Genomic DNA, 16,020 nt, shown 5'->3' with positions numbered 1-16,020 from the left:
TTTTAGCTTGGCATTTCTTTGGGAGCTTTTTGCATTTCGATCTGAGTATGAAGAAAGTTTTTCAAGGCAATTGCCGTATCCAGGTCAATACGCAGACGAGCTGAAACGACAGGATCAGCCTCAAGTCTTCCGTCCAAAGTGGGAGTGTGCCGCGTGGTGCAGAGCGTAAAATTGATTACTCCACTAATCGTACCACCACTGGCGAAATAATTCGCAAAGACAACCTGCACGTTATTCGGATCTGGCACCAAGACGCTTTCGTGTGACTTAACCAACTTGTTTCCCATTGAATATCTCCAACCTGACGCTCCCGATTCTTGGCAGCGTTTGTTCGCCCATAGTAGACTATTGCCTCCGGACAGCCGAGGCACTTCTTGCCCGCGATTATAAGCGTCACATTAGCGTGCTGTGCTTATATGAGGAGTGCCAATTCGGAATGGTCATCAGGATGACATTTATACGCTCCCTCGGCGATTTGCGGCATCCACGGTCTGAACCCTATTGCATGACGCGGCTTCGTTACCGATGCCAGATCCAGCTTATATACGGTCGCTGTTCGAAACAGCCGCACCAACATCCCGCTTGCGGCGGACAGGGCTCAGGAGGACGGGACCATTCTGGGTTGGCGGCATTGTGGCCATACACAGCGTCGGTTCGTCCACCTGGATCCGCCAGGACTGATCGGGTCCTGGAAGATTGCAGAATTTAGTTTGGGTAACGCATCAGGCTGTCTTCATGACCGCGCCCTCGATGACGACGCCGGCACGGACATATTTCCAGAGCGCGACGAGCAGCTTGCGGGCGAGTGCCACAATTGTCGTCTTCTTGAGACGTCCGCCATTTTGCTTTACTCGCTCCCTGAACCACAGGGTAAGCGCTGATCGCGACTGATGACGCAACCATAGCCAGGCGAGTTGGATCAGCATCGATCGAAGCCTTGGATTGCCAGATTTTGAAACCCCTTGATCGCGGTCAACCCAGCCGCTCTGCCAAGGTGTTGGTGCGAGCCCCGCATAAGCCGCGATCTGCCGTCGATTGTCAAAATGGCGGTAGAGCCCCTCCGACCAGAGGACGGCGGCAAACTCCGGCCCTATGCCCTTCAGGTTGAGCAGAAGTGCTGGCGCTGGCGAGACGATCTGCGCGGCCGCGAACATGGCATCGCGCTCAGCCTCGACGGCTTTGATCTGTTCCAGCAGCAGTTCAAGACGGTCGAGTTCGCGACTGATCTGCGCCTTCAAATGTGCGGGGAGCGGACGGCCATCACCGGTCTGGAGCTCCTCCAATCGCTTCCGTCGATCGCGGCGCAGTGGCTCGCAACCTGAGACGCCCTGGCTAAACAAAAGCCCCTTGATGCGATTGACGTGTCGCACGCGCTCGTTCGTCAATGCCTTGCGTTCACGCGAGACACGGCGGCGATCCTCTTCTTCTGGCGTCGGCACCCGGATCATCGCGCATACCCGCGGCTCACCCCGCTTGTAGGCCAGCAATGCCCCCACCAGCGCCTCACCATCGATCCTGTCGGTCTTTGCCCGGCGACGACGGCGTGAGATGGCAATCGAGGCGGGATCGACGACATAACTTTCGATCCCTTCGGCCTGCAACACGCGGTGGATCCAGAAGCCATCGAGCCCGGCCTCTTGGATCACGATGATCGGAAAGCATTTCCCGGTCCGCGCCTGTGCCTTCCTGTTGAGTTCAGTAAACTGATCCAGCAGTTCGGCGACAGCGCTAGCCGCCACCGCATGTTTGGACATCTTCCCGCCGCCCTCTGGCGACAGCGAGGTAATCAGCCATTTAGATTGTGAGAGTTCCAATGAGACAAAAATTGCGCCAAGATCGGAACGGATAGCGGTCGGCGCTTCAGATCGTTCGTTAGCAACGGACATGCGTGGGCCTCCAAGGTAGAGTGTTTAAGTTTAAGCAACCTCACTCTGCGCGAGCACCGGCCGCTGTCTACCCCTCATAGGATCTGGTGCCATAACAAGAGCTGGGTTGATCGTATGCCGCATCATAGGCTCAAATCAGCAAAACGAGGCCGTCATAGGTGGGCCAAAAATCCCAATAGGCAGTTTCCTTCGCCTCCGCTGTATCGAACCATTCCTCATCCGGAACTTCCGGTACCAAGGAACCGTTACGGCAAACGCTTTATGGCTGGCTGGCACGGCTTAGCGGTGCCGCGGGGGACGTTGGTCCTTCTGCTCGATAAGTCTTCGAACTTCTCGTCACCTTGGACCCGACTTTAGACACCTAGTCCTGATCAAAGGCGGAGTCCGAATATTTCGGTCATACCTGAATTTTCCGAATGCCATAGCTCCGACGAACCTGTCGTAGATTGGATTTACGCCAACCGCAGTGATTACAATGGACTGTCATGAGCCAAGCGAAATTGCCATATTTTGGGAGAAGGGAAGCGCGCATGGCCGTGCTGGTCGGGTTTTGTTATGTGAATGAGCGCAAACAGACTGCGGCTACTCTATATCTCGACTGCGATAGTTGCGCCGGTCAATATTCATGGCTGATGCCATCACCCGAATGAATAGGGCTACAAAAAGGGCGCTCGACCCGTTCGAGGGGAGCGCCCTTTTTCCCGGAGAAAGCAAGCGTCATTGCTGGCAACTCGGTTTCTCATCTACGGGTGGATGAGGTAGTTGGGTATCCAATGAGTAGATTTCAATAGCCGTGTCCGTCACTGAGTAAGTGTCCTGCATTTCCGACTTGGCTCGGTTCGCTGAAAAATGCACATCCCTTTACACATTAACCCGCGGTCAGTTTCCTGTCGGGACCAGGAAGCCCCGCGGCGCGAAGCGCGCGCACAAATTCCCGTCTATGACGTAAATTTTCGACGTTATCTTTCAGTTGCTGAAGATGCGCGTGGGTCGGATCATTGTCCGGCCAGTGTATTTGACGAGGGACGGCGCTGTCCGGGGGCTGCCATGACCAAAACAACCTGCCCCTCGCCTCGCGCGTGCATGCGGATCAACGCGGAGAGATTTCCTGTCCACGCGCGGTGCACGAGGACAGCGAAGATGGTCTCGATCGCAATCGGGAGTTCTTCAACATGGGTACCGCGTTGTAGGCAAAGAGGGGTGGCTGCTTCACCGAAACATTGTCCTGTCGGAACGACGCGCTTACTTACCAGCTCAAAACCACCTTGCCTGAACTGCCGGACCGCATCGCATCGAAGCCAGACTGGAAATCATCGATCGGCAGCCGGTGCGTGATGATGGGCGACAGATCGAGACCCCCTTGCACGAAGGCGATCATCTTGTACCAGGTCTCGAACATCTCGCGGCCATAGATGCCTTTGAGATTGAGCATCTTGAAGATCACCTTGTTCCAGTCGATCTCGAAACCCGTCGGCGCAATGCCGAGAATGGCGATCTTGCCACCATTGTTCATCTTGTCGATCATGTCGCGAAAAGCTGGTGCCGCACCGGACATTTCCAGACCGACGTCGAACCCCTCGGTCATGCCGATGTCCTTCATGACGTCGGCGAGGTTTTGCGTCGATGCATCCACCACATGATCTATCCCGAGTTTACGGGCGAGCGCCAGGCGCGCCGGATTGATATCGGTGATGACGACCTTGCGGGCTCCTGAGCGCTTTGCAACCAGGGCGCCCATGATGCCGATGGGGCCTGCGCCGGTAACCAGCACATCTTCGCCAACCAGATCGAAGCTCAGAGCCGTATGCACGGCGTTGCCAAAGGGATCGAAGATCGCAGCGATTTCATCGGAAATATCGTCGGGGATCGGTACGACATTGTCTTCCGGAATGCAGACATATTCGCCAAAGGAACCGGGCCTATGGACACCGACACCAAGCGTGTTACGGCAGAGATGGCCCCTGCCTGCGCGGCAATTGCGGCAAATGCCGCAGACAATATGCCCTTCGCCGGAGACACGTTGCCCGACCTTGTATTTGGTCACGGCCGAGCCAATGTCGGCGATCTCGCCGCTGAACTCATGACCCACGACCATTGGCACCGGGATCGTGGCCTCAGCCCACTTGTCCCAGTTGTAGATATGCACATCAGTGCCGCAAATGGCTGACTTTTTGACCCGGATCAGCACGTCGTTTGGACCAGGTTCCGGAACCGGAACGCGCTCCATCCAGATACCAGGTTCCGCCTTCGCCTTGACCAGTGCCTTCATCATGTTCGACATGGTTGCATCCTATCTTATGATGCCGAGATCACGCCCGACTTCAGCAAAAACCTCGATGACGCGAGCGACGTCTTCCGTGGTGTGGGCGGCGGACATCTGCGTGCGAATACGTGCCTGCCCTTTCGGGACGACAGGGAACGCAAAACCAATGACGTACACGCCCTTTTCGAGCATGCGCGACGCCATCTCCTGTGCCAGTGTCGCTTCGCCAAGCATCACCGGAATGATCGGATGATCGGCGCCGGCCAGATTAAAGCCAAGCTTTGTCATATCGCGGCGAAAATGCGCGGCGTTGGCGTTGAGGCGCGCGCGCAGGTCCGCGCCCTGGTCAATCAGATCGAACACTTTCAGCGATGCTGCTGCAATGACAGGCGCCAGCGTGTTCGAAAAAAGGTAGGGCCGAGAGCGCTGACGCAGCCAGTCGACCACCTCGCGCTTGGCGGATGTGTAGCCGCCCGACGCGCCGCCCAGCGCCTTACCCAGCGTGCCAGTAATGATATCGACGCGGCCTTCGACGCCGCAATGCTCGGCGGAGCCGCGACCGTTTCTTCCGACAAAGCCCACGGCATGGCTGTCGTCCACCATGACCATGGCACCATATTTTTCGGCAAGGTCGCAAACACCCTGCAGATTGGCGATGATGCCGTCCATCGAAAATACGCCGTCGGTGGCAATCATCTTGAAGCGACTGCCTTCGGCTTTCTTCAATTCTTCTTCCAGCGCCGCCATGTCATTATTGGCGTAGCGGAAACGTTTGGCCTTGGAGAGACGCACGCCGTCGATGATCGAGGCATGGTTGAGAGCGTCGGAGATAATTGCGTCTTCTTCGCCGAGCAGTGTTTCGAACAGGCCGCCATTGGCATCGAAACAGCTTGAATAAAGGATTGTGTCCTCCAAACCGAGGAAGCTGGAGATGCGGGCTTCAAGCTGCTTGTGTTCCTCTTGCGTGCCGCAGATGAAGCGCACCGAAGCCATGCCGTAGCCGTAGCGGTCGAGCGCTGCCTTGCCCGCTGCCGCAAGTTCTTCGTTGTCGGCAAGTCCGAGATAATTGTTGGCACAGAAGTTAAGCACCTTTGCACCCGAATCGACAGTGATCTGTCCGGCTTGTTTGGAGGTGATGACGCGTTCGGTCTTATAAAGCCCGGACTGTCTCAGCCCCTCGAGTTCGGACGACAGGTGATCGATAAAAGGCTTGGTCATGGCTTTTCCTGCTCTGCGCCTGATGACGGGGCAACTTTTCGCAGTGTCATCTCACGATTAGGCCAATGTCTCAAGCCCCGACTCTAGAGCTGAACCAGATGCCCCGACGAAACCTCGGCATATTGACGGATCGGAACTGCGAAATCCGGCGCCCTAACGGGGCTTTTGATCTCGTCATTGGACACAGGCCGCTTTAAACCTCGCCGCGAAGGATCCGGAACAGGCACCGCTGAAATCAGCTTTTTCGTATAAGGATGCTGAGGATTTTCGAAGATCGCCGCGCGCGGCCCGATTTCGACGATTTCGCCAAGATACATGACCGCGATGCGGTGGCTGACCCGTTCGACCACGGCGATATCGTGCGAGATGAACAGATAGGCGAGGTTCAGGCTGGCTTGCAGGTCAAGCAGAAGGTTGATGACCTGCGCCTTTATCGAGACATCAAGTGCCGAGACGGATTCGTCAGCAACGATGATCTTCGGGTCGAGCGTCAATGCGCGGGCAATGCAGATGCGCTGACGCTGGCCGCCGGAGAATTCGTGCGGATAACGATTTGCCATTGCCGGTGTGAGGCCCACACGCTCCAGTAGATCGGCCACTCGCTCACGTGCTTCGGCACGTGTTCCAAGCTTGTGTTCCAGATACGGCTCGGCAATGGCCGCCCCCACCGTCATGCGCGGATTTAAACTGGCGAACGGGTCCTGGAATATCATTTGCATGGTCCGGCGCATGTCGCGCAACTGCTTCGGATCCATGGTCAGCACATCCCGGCCATTGAGCAGGACTTCGCCAGCCTGCGCTGGAACGAGGCGCATGATCGAGCGTCCCGTCGTTGATTTTCCGCAGCCGGATTCGCCGACGAGCGAAAGGGTTTCGCCGGGCTGTAATGTGAAGGAAAGATTTTCGACGGCATGGACCCGTCCCTCAAGCTGGCCGAACATGCCAGAATGGATGTTGAAACGTGTCGTAAGATTGCGCACATCCAGAAGCGGCTGGACCCCCGCTTGCACTGTATCGGCCGCTTCGACCGGCGTATCGGATGTGCCCGTAGCGCGATCGACTACCGGAAATCGCAAAGGTCGCTCATGCCCTTTCATCGAACCCAGAACCGGAACTGCCGACAACAGCGAACGTGTGTACGGATGCTGCGGCCGTGCGAAGATATCCTCGGTCTTGCCGGTTTCGACCGCCTCGCCGTTATACATGACCACGGTCCGGTCGGCGATCTCCGCCACGACGCCCATATCGTGGGTGATAAAGAGAACAGAGGCACCCTCCTCGTCCTGTAAAAGTTTGATTAGATCGAGTATCTGGCCCTGAATGGTCACGTCCAGAGCTGTCGTTGGTTCATCGGCGATAAGCAGTTTTGGTTTGCTCGCCAGCGCCATCGCAATCATCACGCGCTGTCGCATCCCGCCCGAGAAGCGATGCGGATATTCATTGAATCGCGATTTCGCAGCAGGTATCCGCACCTTTTCAAGAAGCCGGATGGTTTCCGCCTTTGCCTCGGCACGCGACATGTGGTGATGGCAAAGCAGCGCCTCGCTGATCTGCTGGCCCACCGTAAACAGCGGATTGAGGCTGGTCATTGGCTCCTGGAAGATCATCGCAACATCGTTGCCACGGATCCCCCGCATCTGGTTTTCCGGCAGGGCGAGAATGTCCTTTCCGCCCAGCATGATTTTCCCCTCGATACGGCTCTTGTCCTTTTGCAGAAGTCGCATGACGGAAAGCGACGTGACGCTCTTGCCGGACCCGGACTCGCCCACAATCGCCACGGTCTCGCCGGGCGCGACGTCGAAGGAGACATTGCGCACGACCGGTCGCCACTGGCCATCGACCAGGAAAGATGTGGTCAGGTTCGAAACCGACAGAACGGGGGCGATGGGCTTTTCCATGAGCTGTCCTCCGGTCAGTCTGGCCAGCGCATCAGACCGGCGATACGACGGGCATAACGTTCTTCGAACGGGCTTGCGATGATCTCGTTCGAGGCTCGTGCCTTGCTCAGCTCCTCGTCGAGGCGGCTCGCCACGATTTTCTCCTCGCCCGGATGCAGGTTGCATGGATCCATGTAGAAAAAGCCATGCTCGGCTTCATGATCGCGGACGATGATCGGGTGCGCACCTCGCGCCAGCGCATCGGCAAGATCCCACGCTGTGATATGCGCTTCCTGCGGGTTGACGGTCACCCGCAAACGGTCGAGCGGATTGTGGGTTGGATCGGGTTCGATCTCGGCGGTGACTCCGGGCTTGCCCGCCAGCGTCTGCTTCCACAGATTAAGATAACCGGTTTCCTTTTCGCGGATACCGGCATGGTCGCGCTTCTCCCAGGCTTCGAGTGCTGCGATAGTGCCAAGGATGCTTTCCTTGCCAAGCTTCATGCCGCGGCCAATGCCCATATTCTGCAGGAACGCATTTCGAACCAGATCCTTGCGCCCGGCAACAATACCGCCCGTTGGTCCGCCGAGGAACTTGTGCGAGGAATAGAGCGCGATGTCGGCACCCTCCGCGAGGAAGATTTTCAGATCGTATTCGGATGCGGCGTCGACGATGACCGGAACGCCGCGCGCATGGCAAACTTCGGCAAACTTCTTCAGGGCAATCAGTCCATACTGGACAGTGTGGTGCGACACCACGAAGACAGCCGCAGCCGTGCGCTCATTGATGGCACCGTCGAGATGGTATGGATAGCAGGATGTGGCCTGGCCGATGAGTACAGCCTTCGCGCCGGCAAGCCTGATGCCTTGGTCAACCGGCGCGCCATAGCTGACGACATGGCCAGTCTGTATGATCACTTCGTCCTTCAGGCCGGTCGTATCCGGCAGCCGCTCGATTGCAGCGAGATCGCTTCCGGTCATCGTCGCCGCCACGGCGAGACTGATTCCGGCCGAACAGGAAGCAGTGACAAAGCCCGCATCGCCGCCCGTCAGACGTGCGATCACCGGGCTCGCCATCTTGTGCAGATCGTTGATTTCCACAAATTGCGGGAGTATGGCACTCATTGCGGCCACCGCCTCAGGCACTACAATCGACGCGCCCAGCGATGTCATCGTCCCGGAAACGTTGATCACGGGTCTCAGTCCAAGCGACTGGCGTATATCGGGCAGTATGTGAGAGTCGGTCATGGTATTCTCCTCGAAGAGTATTCCGTTTGCTTGGCATATATGCCGTTATAATGTAATAAAGGGTCGAAAGACTTTAGCGATCGTGCCAGGAGCTTAAGAGTGGACGCGAAGACATCAGACATGGACGCACCCGGGAATATTGCCAGCGAGGAAACGACCGCTCGTCGTTCGCGTGTCAGCGGTATCGATCGTGCCCTGCAGGTTCTTGACTATCTGTACGAAACGGGAAGTCCGGCCGGCGTTTACGCAATAGCCAAGGCGATTGGCGCCCCCCTTTCGACCGTCTATGTGATCATCGACGACCTCGTCGAGAAGAACCTTCTGTCGCGCAATGGCGACAACACCGTCTGGCTGGGTGCGCGGCTCTATCACTACGGTCTTGCCTATGCGCGCTCGCTGGATTTTCTCAATGTCGCCAATCACGAGATGCACAATCTCAGCCGCGTTTCGGGCGAAACGGTGCAGGTCTGCGGCCGCGACGGCGATCATATGATGGTGCTGGCGATGGCTGACGGCCCGGGGCATTTTCAGGTGACGTCGCGCGTCGGCACCCGCGTCCCGCTCAACTGGACTGCATCCGGCCGCCTGCTTGTTGGTCATCTCCCGGAACAGGAACGGCTGGACTTGTTCGAGCATTGTGCGAAATCTTCGCCGACCGGGCGTGCCGTGATCGATCCATCCGTTTTGTCCCAGTCGGCCAAACAAGCCTTGCAGGCACGAATTTCCATACAGGCGGGCGAATCCGACTATGCGGTTGCCTGCGTCGCCTCGCCCATCTGCGATGACAATGGCGCCTGTATTGCCACCATTTCCATCGTTCTGCCCGAACAGAAGATCACCGACAATCCCGATCGCTACACGGCCGAGGTCAAGGCTTCGGCGGAGCGGATCGAAACGGTAATGGGCTGGCGCAGTCATTCCTGACCTAGTCCTTCAACGAGATGATTGCCTCGATCTCCACGGTGATGTTGCCGGGCAGCGAGCTGAAGCCCACGGCTGAACGCGCATGGTTGCCAGCTTCACCAAAAACATTGATCAGCAAGTCCGAGCATCCGTTGATGACCGAGGGATGATCGGCAAAATCCGGCACGGCATTGACCATGCCCAGAAGCTTCACCACACGCTTTACCCGCCGCAAATCTCCGAGCGCCGAATGCATGACCGCAAGCAGGTTGATGCCGGTCAGACGCGCGTGCTTGTAAGCTTCGTCAACACTCACATAACCTCCGACCTTGCCGGTATGCATGTAACCGTCATCTTCCCGCGGCCCCTGCCCCGACAGGTACAGCATGTTGCCTTCCTGAATGTGGGTGACGAAATTCGCGATCGGGCTCGGCGCCGGGGGAAGAACTATGCCCAGCGCCTTGAGACGATCATAGGGGGAAACGTCGGCATCAATTGCCGGACTTGACAGGTCACTCAAGGCGAATTCCTCAACGGTATGAATAGGGCGCAATGGCGCCGGATGTTTCAGGCTTGACGGGCTGGTAGCGGCTGGCGGCGATTGGTTCATTGCCGAGCACCGCCCAGTGTGGTTCGAACAGCTTGTCGAGCCTTGCTTCGTAACCCATCGAGTCGATGACTGTGAGATCTGAATCGGCGAGTTCAAAGATGGTGAAATCCGCACGCGTTCCGACCGACAGCAGGTTCTCTGTCGGCAGATTGATCGCCGACGCCGGAGAGATTGTCACCGCTTCCACCACCTTGTCGAACGGCATGCCGACGCTCAGGAGTTTGGACATCGTGGTGCCGAGGTCCCACACGGCGAAGTTCAGGCTGCGCAGATGAATATCGGTGGAGATCGAAAACGGCAGAAGCCCGCGCTGGATTGCGACTTCCGCCACACGGAACGAGAACGATGCGCCGCCGTGACCGATGTCGAGACGGATGCCCTCACCTGCACAACGCGCCGCCAGTTCGAACAGATCATCGTCCTCGATGATGCTGCTGCCGACCTTGCCGTTGAAGCAGTGCGTGATGATGTCTCCCGGGCCGAGGATCTCCAGCACTTCGTCGTAAAGCGCCGGCGGCTCGCCAACATGCACCATCATCGGGATTTTCAGTATCTTGGCGAGCTTCTTGCCGACTTTGACCGGGGTGACACCCCAGGAGCCGGTGATCACATGGCTGGCACGCACCTTCAGCCCGACGATGTGGTCGCGGTTTTCATTAACGCAGGCAACGGTACGATCGATATCGATCGACTTGATGTCGCTGAGTTCGCTGACCCGGTTGCAGGCTACGAGCCCGATGGAGCCGAGGTTCAGAAACGCCTTGATGCGTTCACGTGCGGGATCAATGATGTATTCACGAAATCCGTGGAAATTGGCTTCACCCGCCGAACCTGCATCAACAATGGTGGTGACGCCCCGCTCGGCGCCGCACAGTTGCGGGCGCACCGAAATATCCGTGCCGCCATGCCAGATATGCGTGTGCAGATCGACCCAGCCCGGGGAAATCCATGCGCCCTTGCCGTCGACACGGCGCACATCGCCCTGAACATTCAGCGAAGGGCCGAACTCGGCAATCTTGCCGTCAGCATCGATCAGGATGTCGATGCTGGACGAAGGCGCGTTCGGTCCGAACGAAACCGGTTTGACATTGGTCAGCAGCAAGCGCCCTTCCATTGGAGAACCGGCGGTTGCAGAAGAGGCAGGCATGATCAAAGATCCTTTCTGAGGCGGGGGTCGAGAAGGTCGCGGAAACCGTCGCCGACCATCTGCAGGGAAAGAACGGCGAGCACGATGGCGATGCCGGGGAACAGCGTCATCCAGTCCGCCTTGCCGATATATTGACGGCCGGACGCGATCATCGTGCCCCAGGTTGGCACTTCCGGACTGACGCCAAGCCCGAGGAACGAGAGACCCGCCTCCGCCAGCATGGCATTGGCGAAGAGGAATGTACCTTGCACGAGAATCGGCGATAGCAGATTGCGCAGGATATGCCGCGTCATGATATGCGGTGTGGAGATTCCAAGCGATGTCGCCGCCTCCACATAGGGCAGTTCACGAATGACCAATGTGGAGGCGCGAACGATACGAGCGAGGCGCGGTGCATAGACGATACTCAGCGCGACGATGACCGTGGTCAGCGATGGCCCAAGTGCTGCAACGAGCGCAATCGCCAATAGAATATCCGGAAAGGCCATCATCGCGTCGATAAGGCGGGTAATCGGCGCATCGAGCTTCTTGAAAAATCCAGCCAGGATGCCGAGGGTTACACCGATCAGTGATGCAAGCACCACCACGGCGAAACCGACCAGTAGCGATAGCCGTGCCGAAAAGATCGTCCGCGAGAACACGTCGCGGCCGAATTCATCCGTGCCGAAGAACCACTTCATGCTTGGCGGCTTCAGACGGTTGACGATGGACAATTTGCTCGGCGAATAGGGTGTGATCAGGGGTGCGAAGACCGCAAGGAGCACGAAGATAGCGAGAACGATCAGCCCGAACAGCACGGTCTTGCGCCGGATCAAGATCCGGAAAAACTTTGAGCGCTCGCTTGCCACGGCGTTGGTTGCGATATCGGCCATCAGTAGCGCACCCTTGGATCGACCACGAGGTAGAGCATATCGATGGCAAAGTTGATGAGGACGTAGAGTGCAGCGATGATCAGCAGTGCGCCCTGGATGACAGGGTAATCCCGCCGCAGCACCGCGGACACAACAAGACTGCCGACGCCGGGAAGACCAAACACCGTCTCTGTGACGACAGCACCCGAGATCAGCACTGCTGCTGTCAGACCGAGGACGGTGAGGATCGGAATCAGCGCGTTCTTGAAGGCATGTTTTAGGACGACCCTGCGCTCGTCCACACCCTTGGCACGTGCCGTGCGGATATAATCGTCGCCGAGCACATCGAGCATGGAGGCGCGGGTGAAACGCATAATGAGCGCGGAAGAGACGATGCCGAGCGCGAACGCCGGCAGCACCAGATATCCCAGCCGTTCCATCAACGATGTTCCTGGCCCCCCATAGCCGGATACTGGAAACAGGCCGAACCGTACGGCGAATATCTGCATCAAGATGAGTCCCAACCAGAAGCTCGGGATGCTTGCGGCCAGCATCGCTACTGCTGTTGCTGCCTGATCGAAGAACGACCCGCGCCGGTATGCAGCGTAGATGCCGATCGGAATGGCGATGACGCTGGCGATCAACAGCGAAAAAATTGTGAGAAAGAAGGTTGGTTCGGCACGCTGGGCCAGCGCCTGCAGTACGGGCTGGTTGAGAAAGATGGACTGGCCGAGATCACCCTTGAACAGATTGCCGATGAAATAGACATATTGCATCAGAATGGATTGATCGAGCCCGAGTTGCTGACGCAGCGCTGCGATATCCGCCGCAGTTGCCTCCGGCCCGAGCATCACGGCGGCGGGATCACCCGGCGTGACGCGCACGATGATGAAAACTATCGTCACCACCAGGAACATCACGATGATCATGCCGATAAAGCGTTGGAGTATGTAGCGAAGCATATGGTCGGATCGTTCTTTCTTGCGGCGGTTACTGAATTATGGTCGCAGGCCGGCACATCCCCGGCCCGCGACCGTTGCGCCTGCGCTATTGCTTCAGCGATACGTTCCAGAAATAGGGCCATGGCGCTGGCGTGAACCCTTCCAGCTTTGGCGACTTGGCCGAGAGCGCGTTGAAATCGCCGATCTTGATGATCGGTACTTCGGCATAGATCACCTTCTGTACTTCGGCCCAAAGTGCGACGCGCTTGTTTGGATCGACTTCAGAGTTAAACGCATCGACAGCCGCCTTGCGGGCGGGGGTATCCCAATTGCCGGGCGCGCTGGTCGACATGGCACCAATCAGAGCCGGTTCCGGCAGGAAGGGGCTGTGGCTGATATAAATATCCCAGAGTTTCGGGTCGGCGCGACGCTGGGTCAGTGTTGCCCAGTCCACGACCTGCATATCTACCTTGAAGCCCGCAGCTTTCAGGTACTCGGCCGCAACCTGCGCCATCTTGTAGTGGAATTCATATTGGCGGCTGGTCAGGATGCGGATCGGTTCGCCGTTGTAGCCGGCCTTCTTCATCAGTTCGGCAGCCTTTTCAGGGTCGGCGACGTTGTAGGCGCCCTCGGTGCCCGCATCGGTCTTCCAGCTATAGCCGTCGGGATACATCGACGGATTGAGCGAATAGAAATCCGTACTGCCGAAGGCCGCTGCCATCATGTCTTCCATGCTGAGCGAATCGCGAATGGCCAGTCTGATGTCCTGGTTCTTGGTGATGCCCATGCTGGTGTTCATGACGAAGACCGGCCAGCCGAATGGCTTGAGCAATACGGCTTCAGTCGTTTTCTGGTCCTTCAGCCGGTCATAGGCTTCGACCGGCAGGCTGTCGACGTAGTCGAACTGACCCGAAACTGCGCCTTCGACACGTGTATTGGCGTCCGGTACAGGAACAAAGCGGATTTCATCGAGATATTGATGACGGGCACCGCCATAGCCGTTTTCGTCGCCTTCGGGTGATTTGTAGCCGTCGAAACGTGCCAGCTGGATATACTGGTCAGCCTTGCGCTCCTTCAGCATGTACGGCCCCGTACCAACCGGATCGGTCATCGGGTTTTGCTGCTTCTCACTGGGGAGAATGATCGCGGCGGCATTGTTGAAAGCCAGCAGCGAAACGAGCGGGGCATAAGGTGCGGTGAGCGTGATTTTGACAGTGGCGGGATCGACAGCTTCGATCGAAGCGATCATCGAGGCGGTCTGCTTGCCGCGCGAGGCAACTTCGGTCCAGCGTTTTAACGAAGCAACGACGTCGGTCGAATCCATATCCGTGCCGTCATGGAACTTGACGCCGGTGCGAAGCTTTATGGTGTAGACTTTGCCGTCGGCTGAAACTTCGGGAAGACTGGCAGCGAGAAGTGGTGTGACGTTCCAGTTTTTGTCGAACGTGTAGAGGGTTTCGAATATATGCTGCGAGACTATGCCGACGAGATCCGCTGTCGATGCCATGGCATCGAGTGTGGGCGGTTCGCCGATCGTGGCGACATTGACGACCCCGCCTTTTGTCTGAGCGAAAGCGGATGCGCCAAGAGCAATCAGCGCTGAACCAAGAAGGAGTGCGAGCTTCAATGATTTCATGACGGGTTCCCTTTGTTATTCTATAATAATGGATTATAGTGTTTTATAGTAGAATAAGAACAAATGCTGATGGGCCTGTCAATTCAAAAAACAAAAGGGCCGCGCGATGAAGCGCAGCCCTTGCTTTATGATTGAAGTAGTTGGCTTAAATTATTCCGCCGCCGCCAGCGGCGCTTAGCGGTCGTTCTTTACCAACCAATTCGCGGTAACCACTCTTGCGATAGGTGGCAATAGGATCGATCGCTCCAGCCGACTGTCGACGAGCCTCGGCGAGGATTGGTTCGACATCGGTGCGGTAGGCTCGCTTCAATATGTCGGAAGCCATCAGCGCATCGTTTTCATCCTGATAAGCGCTCAATGCCTTTCGATCCACGAGCAGCGCCTGGGCGTAGGCCCGGCGAATTTCATTGGCGCTTGAGATCAGGCTTTCAATCGGATCGGTGACATTGTGCGACTGGTCGATCATGTGGGCGGGGTGGAAGTTTTCTACGCCGCGATCTTCCGCATCGACAAGTTCATTGAAGACGAGAAACAGGCGATAGGGATCTATTGACCCGGCATCGAGATCGTCATCGCCATATTTGGAATCGTTGAAATGGAAGCCGCCAAGTTTCTTGAACTGGATCAGCCGCGAAACGATCATCTCGATATTGGTATTCGGGGCATGATGGCCAAGATCGACAAGACAGTAGGCTTTCGGCCCCAACGTCTGCGCGATGAGATAGTTTGTCCCCCAATCCTGCACCACCGTCGAATAGAAAGCCGGCTCATACATCTTGTGCTCGGAGAAGATACGCCAATCATCCGGCAGTGCTTTATATATCTCCAACATTGATGCGAGATAACGCTCGAAGGCTTTGGCAAAGTTGCTCTGTCCCGGAAAATTGGAACCATCGCCTATCCACACGGTCAGGGCTTTCGAGCCAATCGCTGCACCGATCTCGATACATTCGATGTTGTGCTCGATCGCCTGTGTCCGCGTCGCCGCATTCACATGGCTGAGCGATCCATATTTATAGGAATGTGCCTGATCGGGCGCATCGGAGAACGTGTTGGAATTCATTGCATCGAAACCAAGACCGTGCGCGTCGGCATGGGCCTTCAGATGTTTGGGATCGGCTTTGTCCCATGGGATATGCAACGACACATTGGGTGTTGTCCGCGTCAGTTGCTGGATCACCGCGCAATCGTCGAGCTTGTCGAAGATGCCGCGCGGCTCGCCTATGCCAGGAAAGCGTGCAAAGCGTGTTCCGCCCGTGCCAACACCCCACGAGGGTACAGCGACGAAAAATTCCGCGACCTTGCTGGTGATCGCGTCGATGTCGATGTTGCGCCGCGTAAGATGCGTGCCCAGCGCCTCGTAGTCGCTCTTGTGTGCCGCGAGCAGCCGGTCGTTTTCGGCCGCAATCAGTTCACCGGAAATATGTAGCTCAGCCATGAT

The 16,020-nt window shown here is 57.2% G+C and carries 13 protein-coding genes; 1 reads left to right on the top strand and 12 read right to left on the bottom strand.

Annotated features, from left to right (window positions below):
• Window positions 1-2 precede the first annotated feature (2 nt).
• The 6 genes from FHS21_RS15420 to FHS21_RS15395 all read right to left on the bottom strand — a co-directional run bounded on the left by FHS21_RS15420 (window position 3) and on the right by FHS21_RS15395 (window position 8,476).
• Window positions 3-287 carry a hypothetical protein gene (locus tag FHS21_RS15420; RefSeq protein ID WP_183662614.1) on the bottom strand — a complete coding sequence of 95 codons (285 nt, stop codon included), beginning with the start codon at window positions 285-287 and terminating at the stop codon, window positions 3-5.
• A gap of 435 nt (window positions 288-722) precedes the next feature.
• On the bottom strand, window positions 723-1,886 hold the full coding sequence (locus tag FHS21_RS15415; RefSeq protein WP_183662612.1) for an IS110 family RNA-guided transposase: 1,164 nt from the start codon (window positions 1,884-1,886) through the stop codon (window positions 723-725).
• 1,246 nt (window positions 1,887-3,132) lie between these two features.
• Complete coding sequence (gene tdh, locus FHS21_RS15410; RefSeq protein ID WP_112531964.1) at window positions 3,133-4,167, bottom strand: L-threonine 3-dehydrogenase; 1,035 nt, start codon at window positions 4,165-4,167, stop codon at window positions 3,133-3,135.
• Between the two features lie 9 nt (window positions 4,168-4,176).
• Window positions 4,177-5,367, bottom strand: a complete 1,191-nt coding sequence (locus FHS21_RS15405; protein ID WP_183662610.1) for a glycine C-acetyltransferase — start codon at window positions 5,365-5,367, stop codon at window positions 4,177-4,179.
• A gap of 83 nt (window positions 5,368-5,450) precedes the next feature.
• Window positions 5,451-7,265, bottom strand: a complete 1,815-nt coding sequence (locus FHS21_RS15400; protein WP_183662608.1) for an ABC transporter ATP-binding protein — start codon at window positions 7,263-7,265, stop codon at window positions 5,451-5,453.
• Between the two features lie 14 nt (window positions 7,266-7,279).
• Window positions 7,280-8,476, bottom strand: a complete 1,197-nt coding sequence (locus FHS21_RS15395) for an aminotransferase class V-fold PLP-dependent enzyme (protein ID WP_376772122.1) — start codon at window positions 8,474-8,476, stop codon at window positions 7,280-7,282.
• 135 nt (window positions 8,477-8,611) lie between these two features.
• Between FHS21_RS15395 and FHS21_RS15390 the strand changes: the two genes are divergently transcribed.
• Window positions 8,612-9,415, top strand: a complete 804-nt coding sequence (locus FHS21_RS15390) for an IclR family transcriptional regulator (RefSeq protein WP_183662751.1) — start codon at window positions 8,612-8,614, stop codon at window positions 9,413-9,415.
• A 1-nt stretch (window position 9,416) separates the two neighbouring features.
• Here FHS21_RS15390 and FHS21_RS15385 read toward each other — a convergent pair whose 3' ends face one another.
• From FHS21_RS15385 to rhaI, 6 genes are all read right to left on the bottom strand, one after another.
• Complete coding sequence (locus FHS21_RS15385) at window positions 9,417-9,914, bottom strand: RidA family protein (protein ID WP_376772116.1); 498 nt, start codon at window positions 9,912-9,914, stop codon at window positions 9,417-9,419.
• A 10-nt stretch (window positions 9,915-9,924) separates the two neighbouring features.
• The gene (locus FHS21_RS15380; protein ID WP_183662602.1) at window positions 9,925-11,151 is read right to left on the bottom strand and encodes an amidohydrolase/deacetylase family metallohydrolase; all 1,227 of its coding nucleotides are present in this window, start codon (window positions 11,149-11,151) and stop codon (window positions 9,925-9,927) included.
• 2 nt (window positions 11,152-11,153) lie between these two features.
• Entirely contained in the window at window positions 11,154-12,023 is an 870-nt protein-coding gene (locus FHS21_RS15375) for an ABC transporter permease (RefSeq protein ID WP_183662600.1), read from the bottom strand.
• Window positions 12,023-12,964, bottom strand: a complete 942-nt coding sequence (locus FHS21_RS15370) for an ABC transporter permease (RefSeq protein WP_183662598.1) — start codon at window positions 12,962-12,964, stop codon at window positions 12,023-12,025. Before FHS21_RS15370 ends, FHS21_RS15375 begins: the two co-directional genes overlap by 1 nt.
• Before the next feature lie 85 nt (window positions 12,965-13,049).
• Window positions 13,050-14,579, bottom strand: coding sequence for an ABC transporter substrate-binding protein (locus tag FHS21_RS15365; RefSeq protein ID WP_183662596.1), 1,530 nt, complete (start codon window positions 14,577-14,579; stop codon window positions 13,050-13,052).
• Between the two features lie 145 nt (window positions 14,580-14,724).
• Window positions 14,725-16,017 carry an L-rhamnose catabolism isomerase gene (gene rhaI, locus FHS21_RS15360; RefSeq protein WP_112531956.1) on the bottom strand — a complete coding sequence of 431 codons (1,293 nt, stop codon included), beginning with the start codon at window positions 16,015-16,017 and terminating at the stop codon, window positions 14,725-14,727.
• Window positions 16,018-16,020: the final 3 nt, after the last annotated feature.

Origin of the sequence: Phyllobacterium trifolii, assembly GCF_014192095.1 — a bacterium.
Classification (GTDB): Bacteria; Pseudomonadota; Alphaproteobacteria; order Rhizobiales; family Rhizobiaceae; genus Phyllobacterium; species Phyllobacterium trifolii.
Note: the sequence above shows the minus strand (reverse complement) of the source record. Positions and strands in the feature narration are given on the sequence as shown.

Bases quoted from the DNA above. Each gene is read 5' to 3' on its own strand.
- FHS21_RS15420 (WP_183662614.1), bottom strand. From the start codon at position 287: ATGGGAAACAAGTTGGTTAAGTCACACGAAAGCGTCTTGGTGCCAGAT.
- FHS21_RS15415 (WP_183662612.1), bottom strand. From the start codon at position 1,886: ATGTCCGTTGCTAACGAACGATCTGAAGCGCCGACCGCTATCCGTTCC.
- tdh (WP_112531964.1), bottom strand. From the start codon at position 4,167: ATGTCGAACATGATGAAGGCACTGGTCAAGGCGAAGGCGGAACCTGGT.
- FHS21_RS15405 (WP_183662610.1), bottom strand. From the start codon at position 5,367: ATGACCAAGCCTTTTATCGATCACCTGTCGTCCGAACTCGAGGGGCTG.
- FHS21_RS15400 (WP_183662608.1), bottom strand. From the start codon at position 7,265: ATGGAAAAGCCCATCGCCCCCGTTCTGTCGGTTTCGAACCTGACCACA.
- FHS21_RS15390 (WP_183662751.1), top strand. From the start codon at position 8,612: ATGGACGCACCCGGGAATATTGCCAGCGAGGAAACGACCGCTCGTCGT.
- FHS21_RS15380 (WP_183662602.1), bottom strand. From the start codon at position 11,151: ATGCCTGCCTCTTCTGCAACCGCCGGTTCTCCAATGGAAGGGCGCTTG.
- FHS21_RS15375 (WP_183662600.1), bottom strand. From the start codon at position 12,023: ATGGCCGATATCGCAACCAACGCCGTGGCAAGCGAGCGCTCAAAGTTT.
- FHS21_RS15370 (WP_183662598.1), bottom strand. From the start codon at position 12,964: ATGCTTCGCTACATACTCCAACGCTTTATCGGCATGATCATCGTGATG.
- FHS21_RS15365 (WP_183662596.1), bottom strand. From the start codon at position 14,579: ATGAAATCATTGAAGCTCGCACTCCTTCTTGGTTCAGCGCTGATTGCT.
- rhaI (WP_112531956.1), bottom strand. From the start codon at position 16,017: ATGGCTGAGCTACATATTTCCGGTGAACTGATTGCGGCCGAAAACGAC.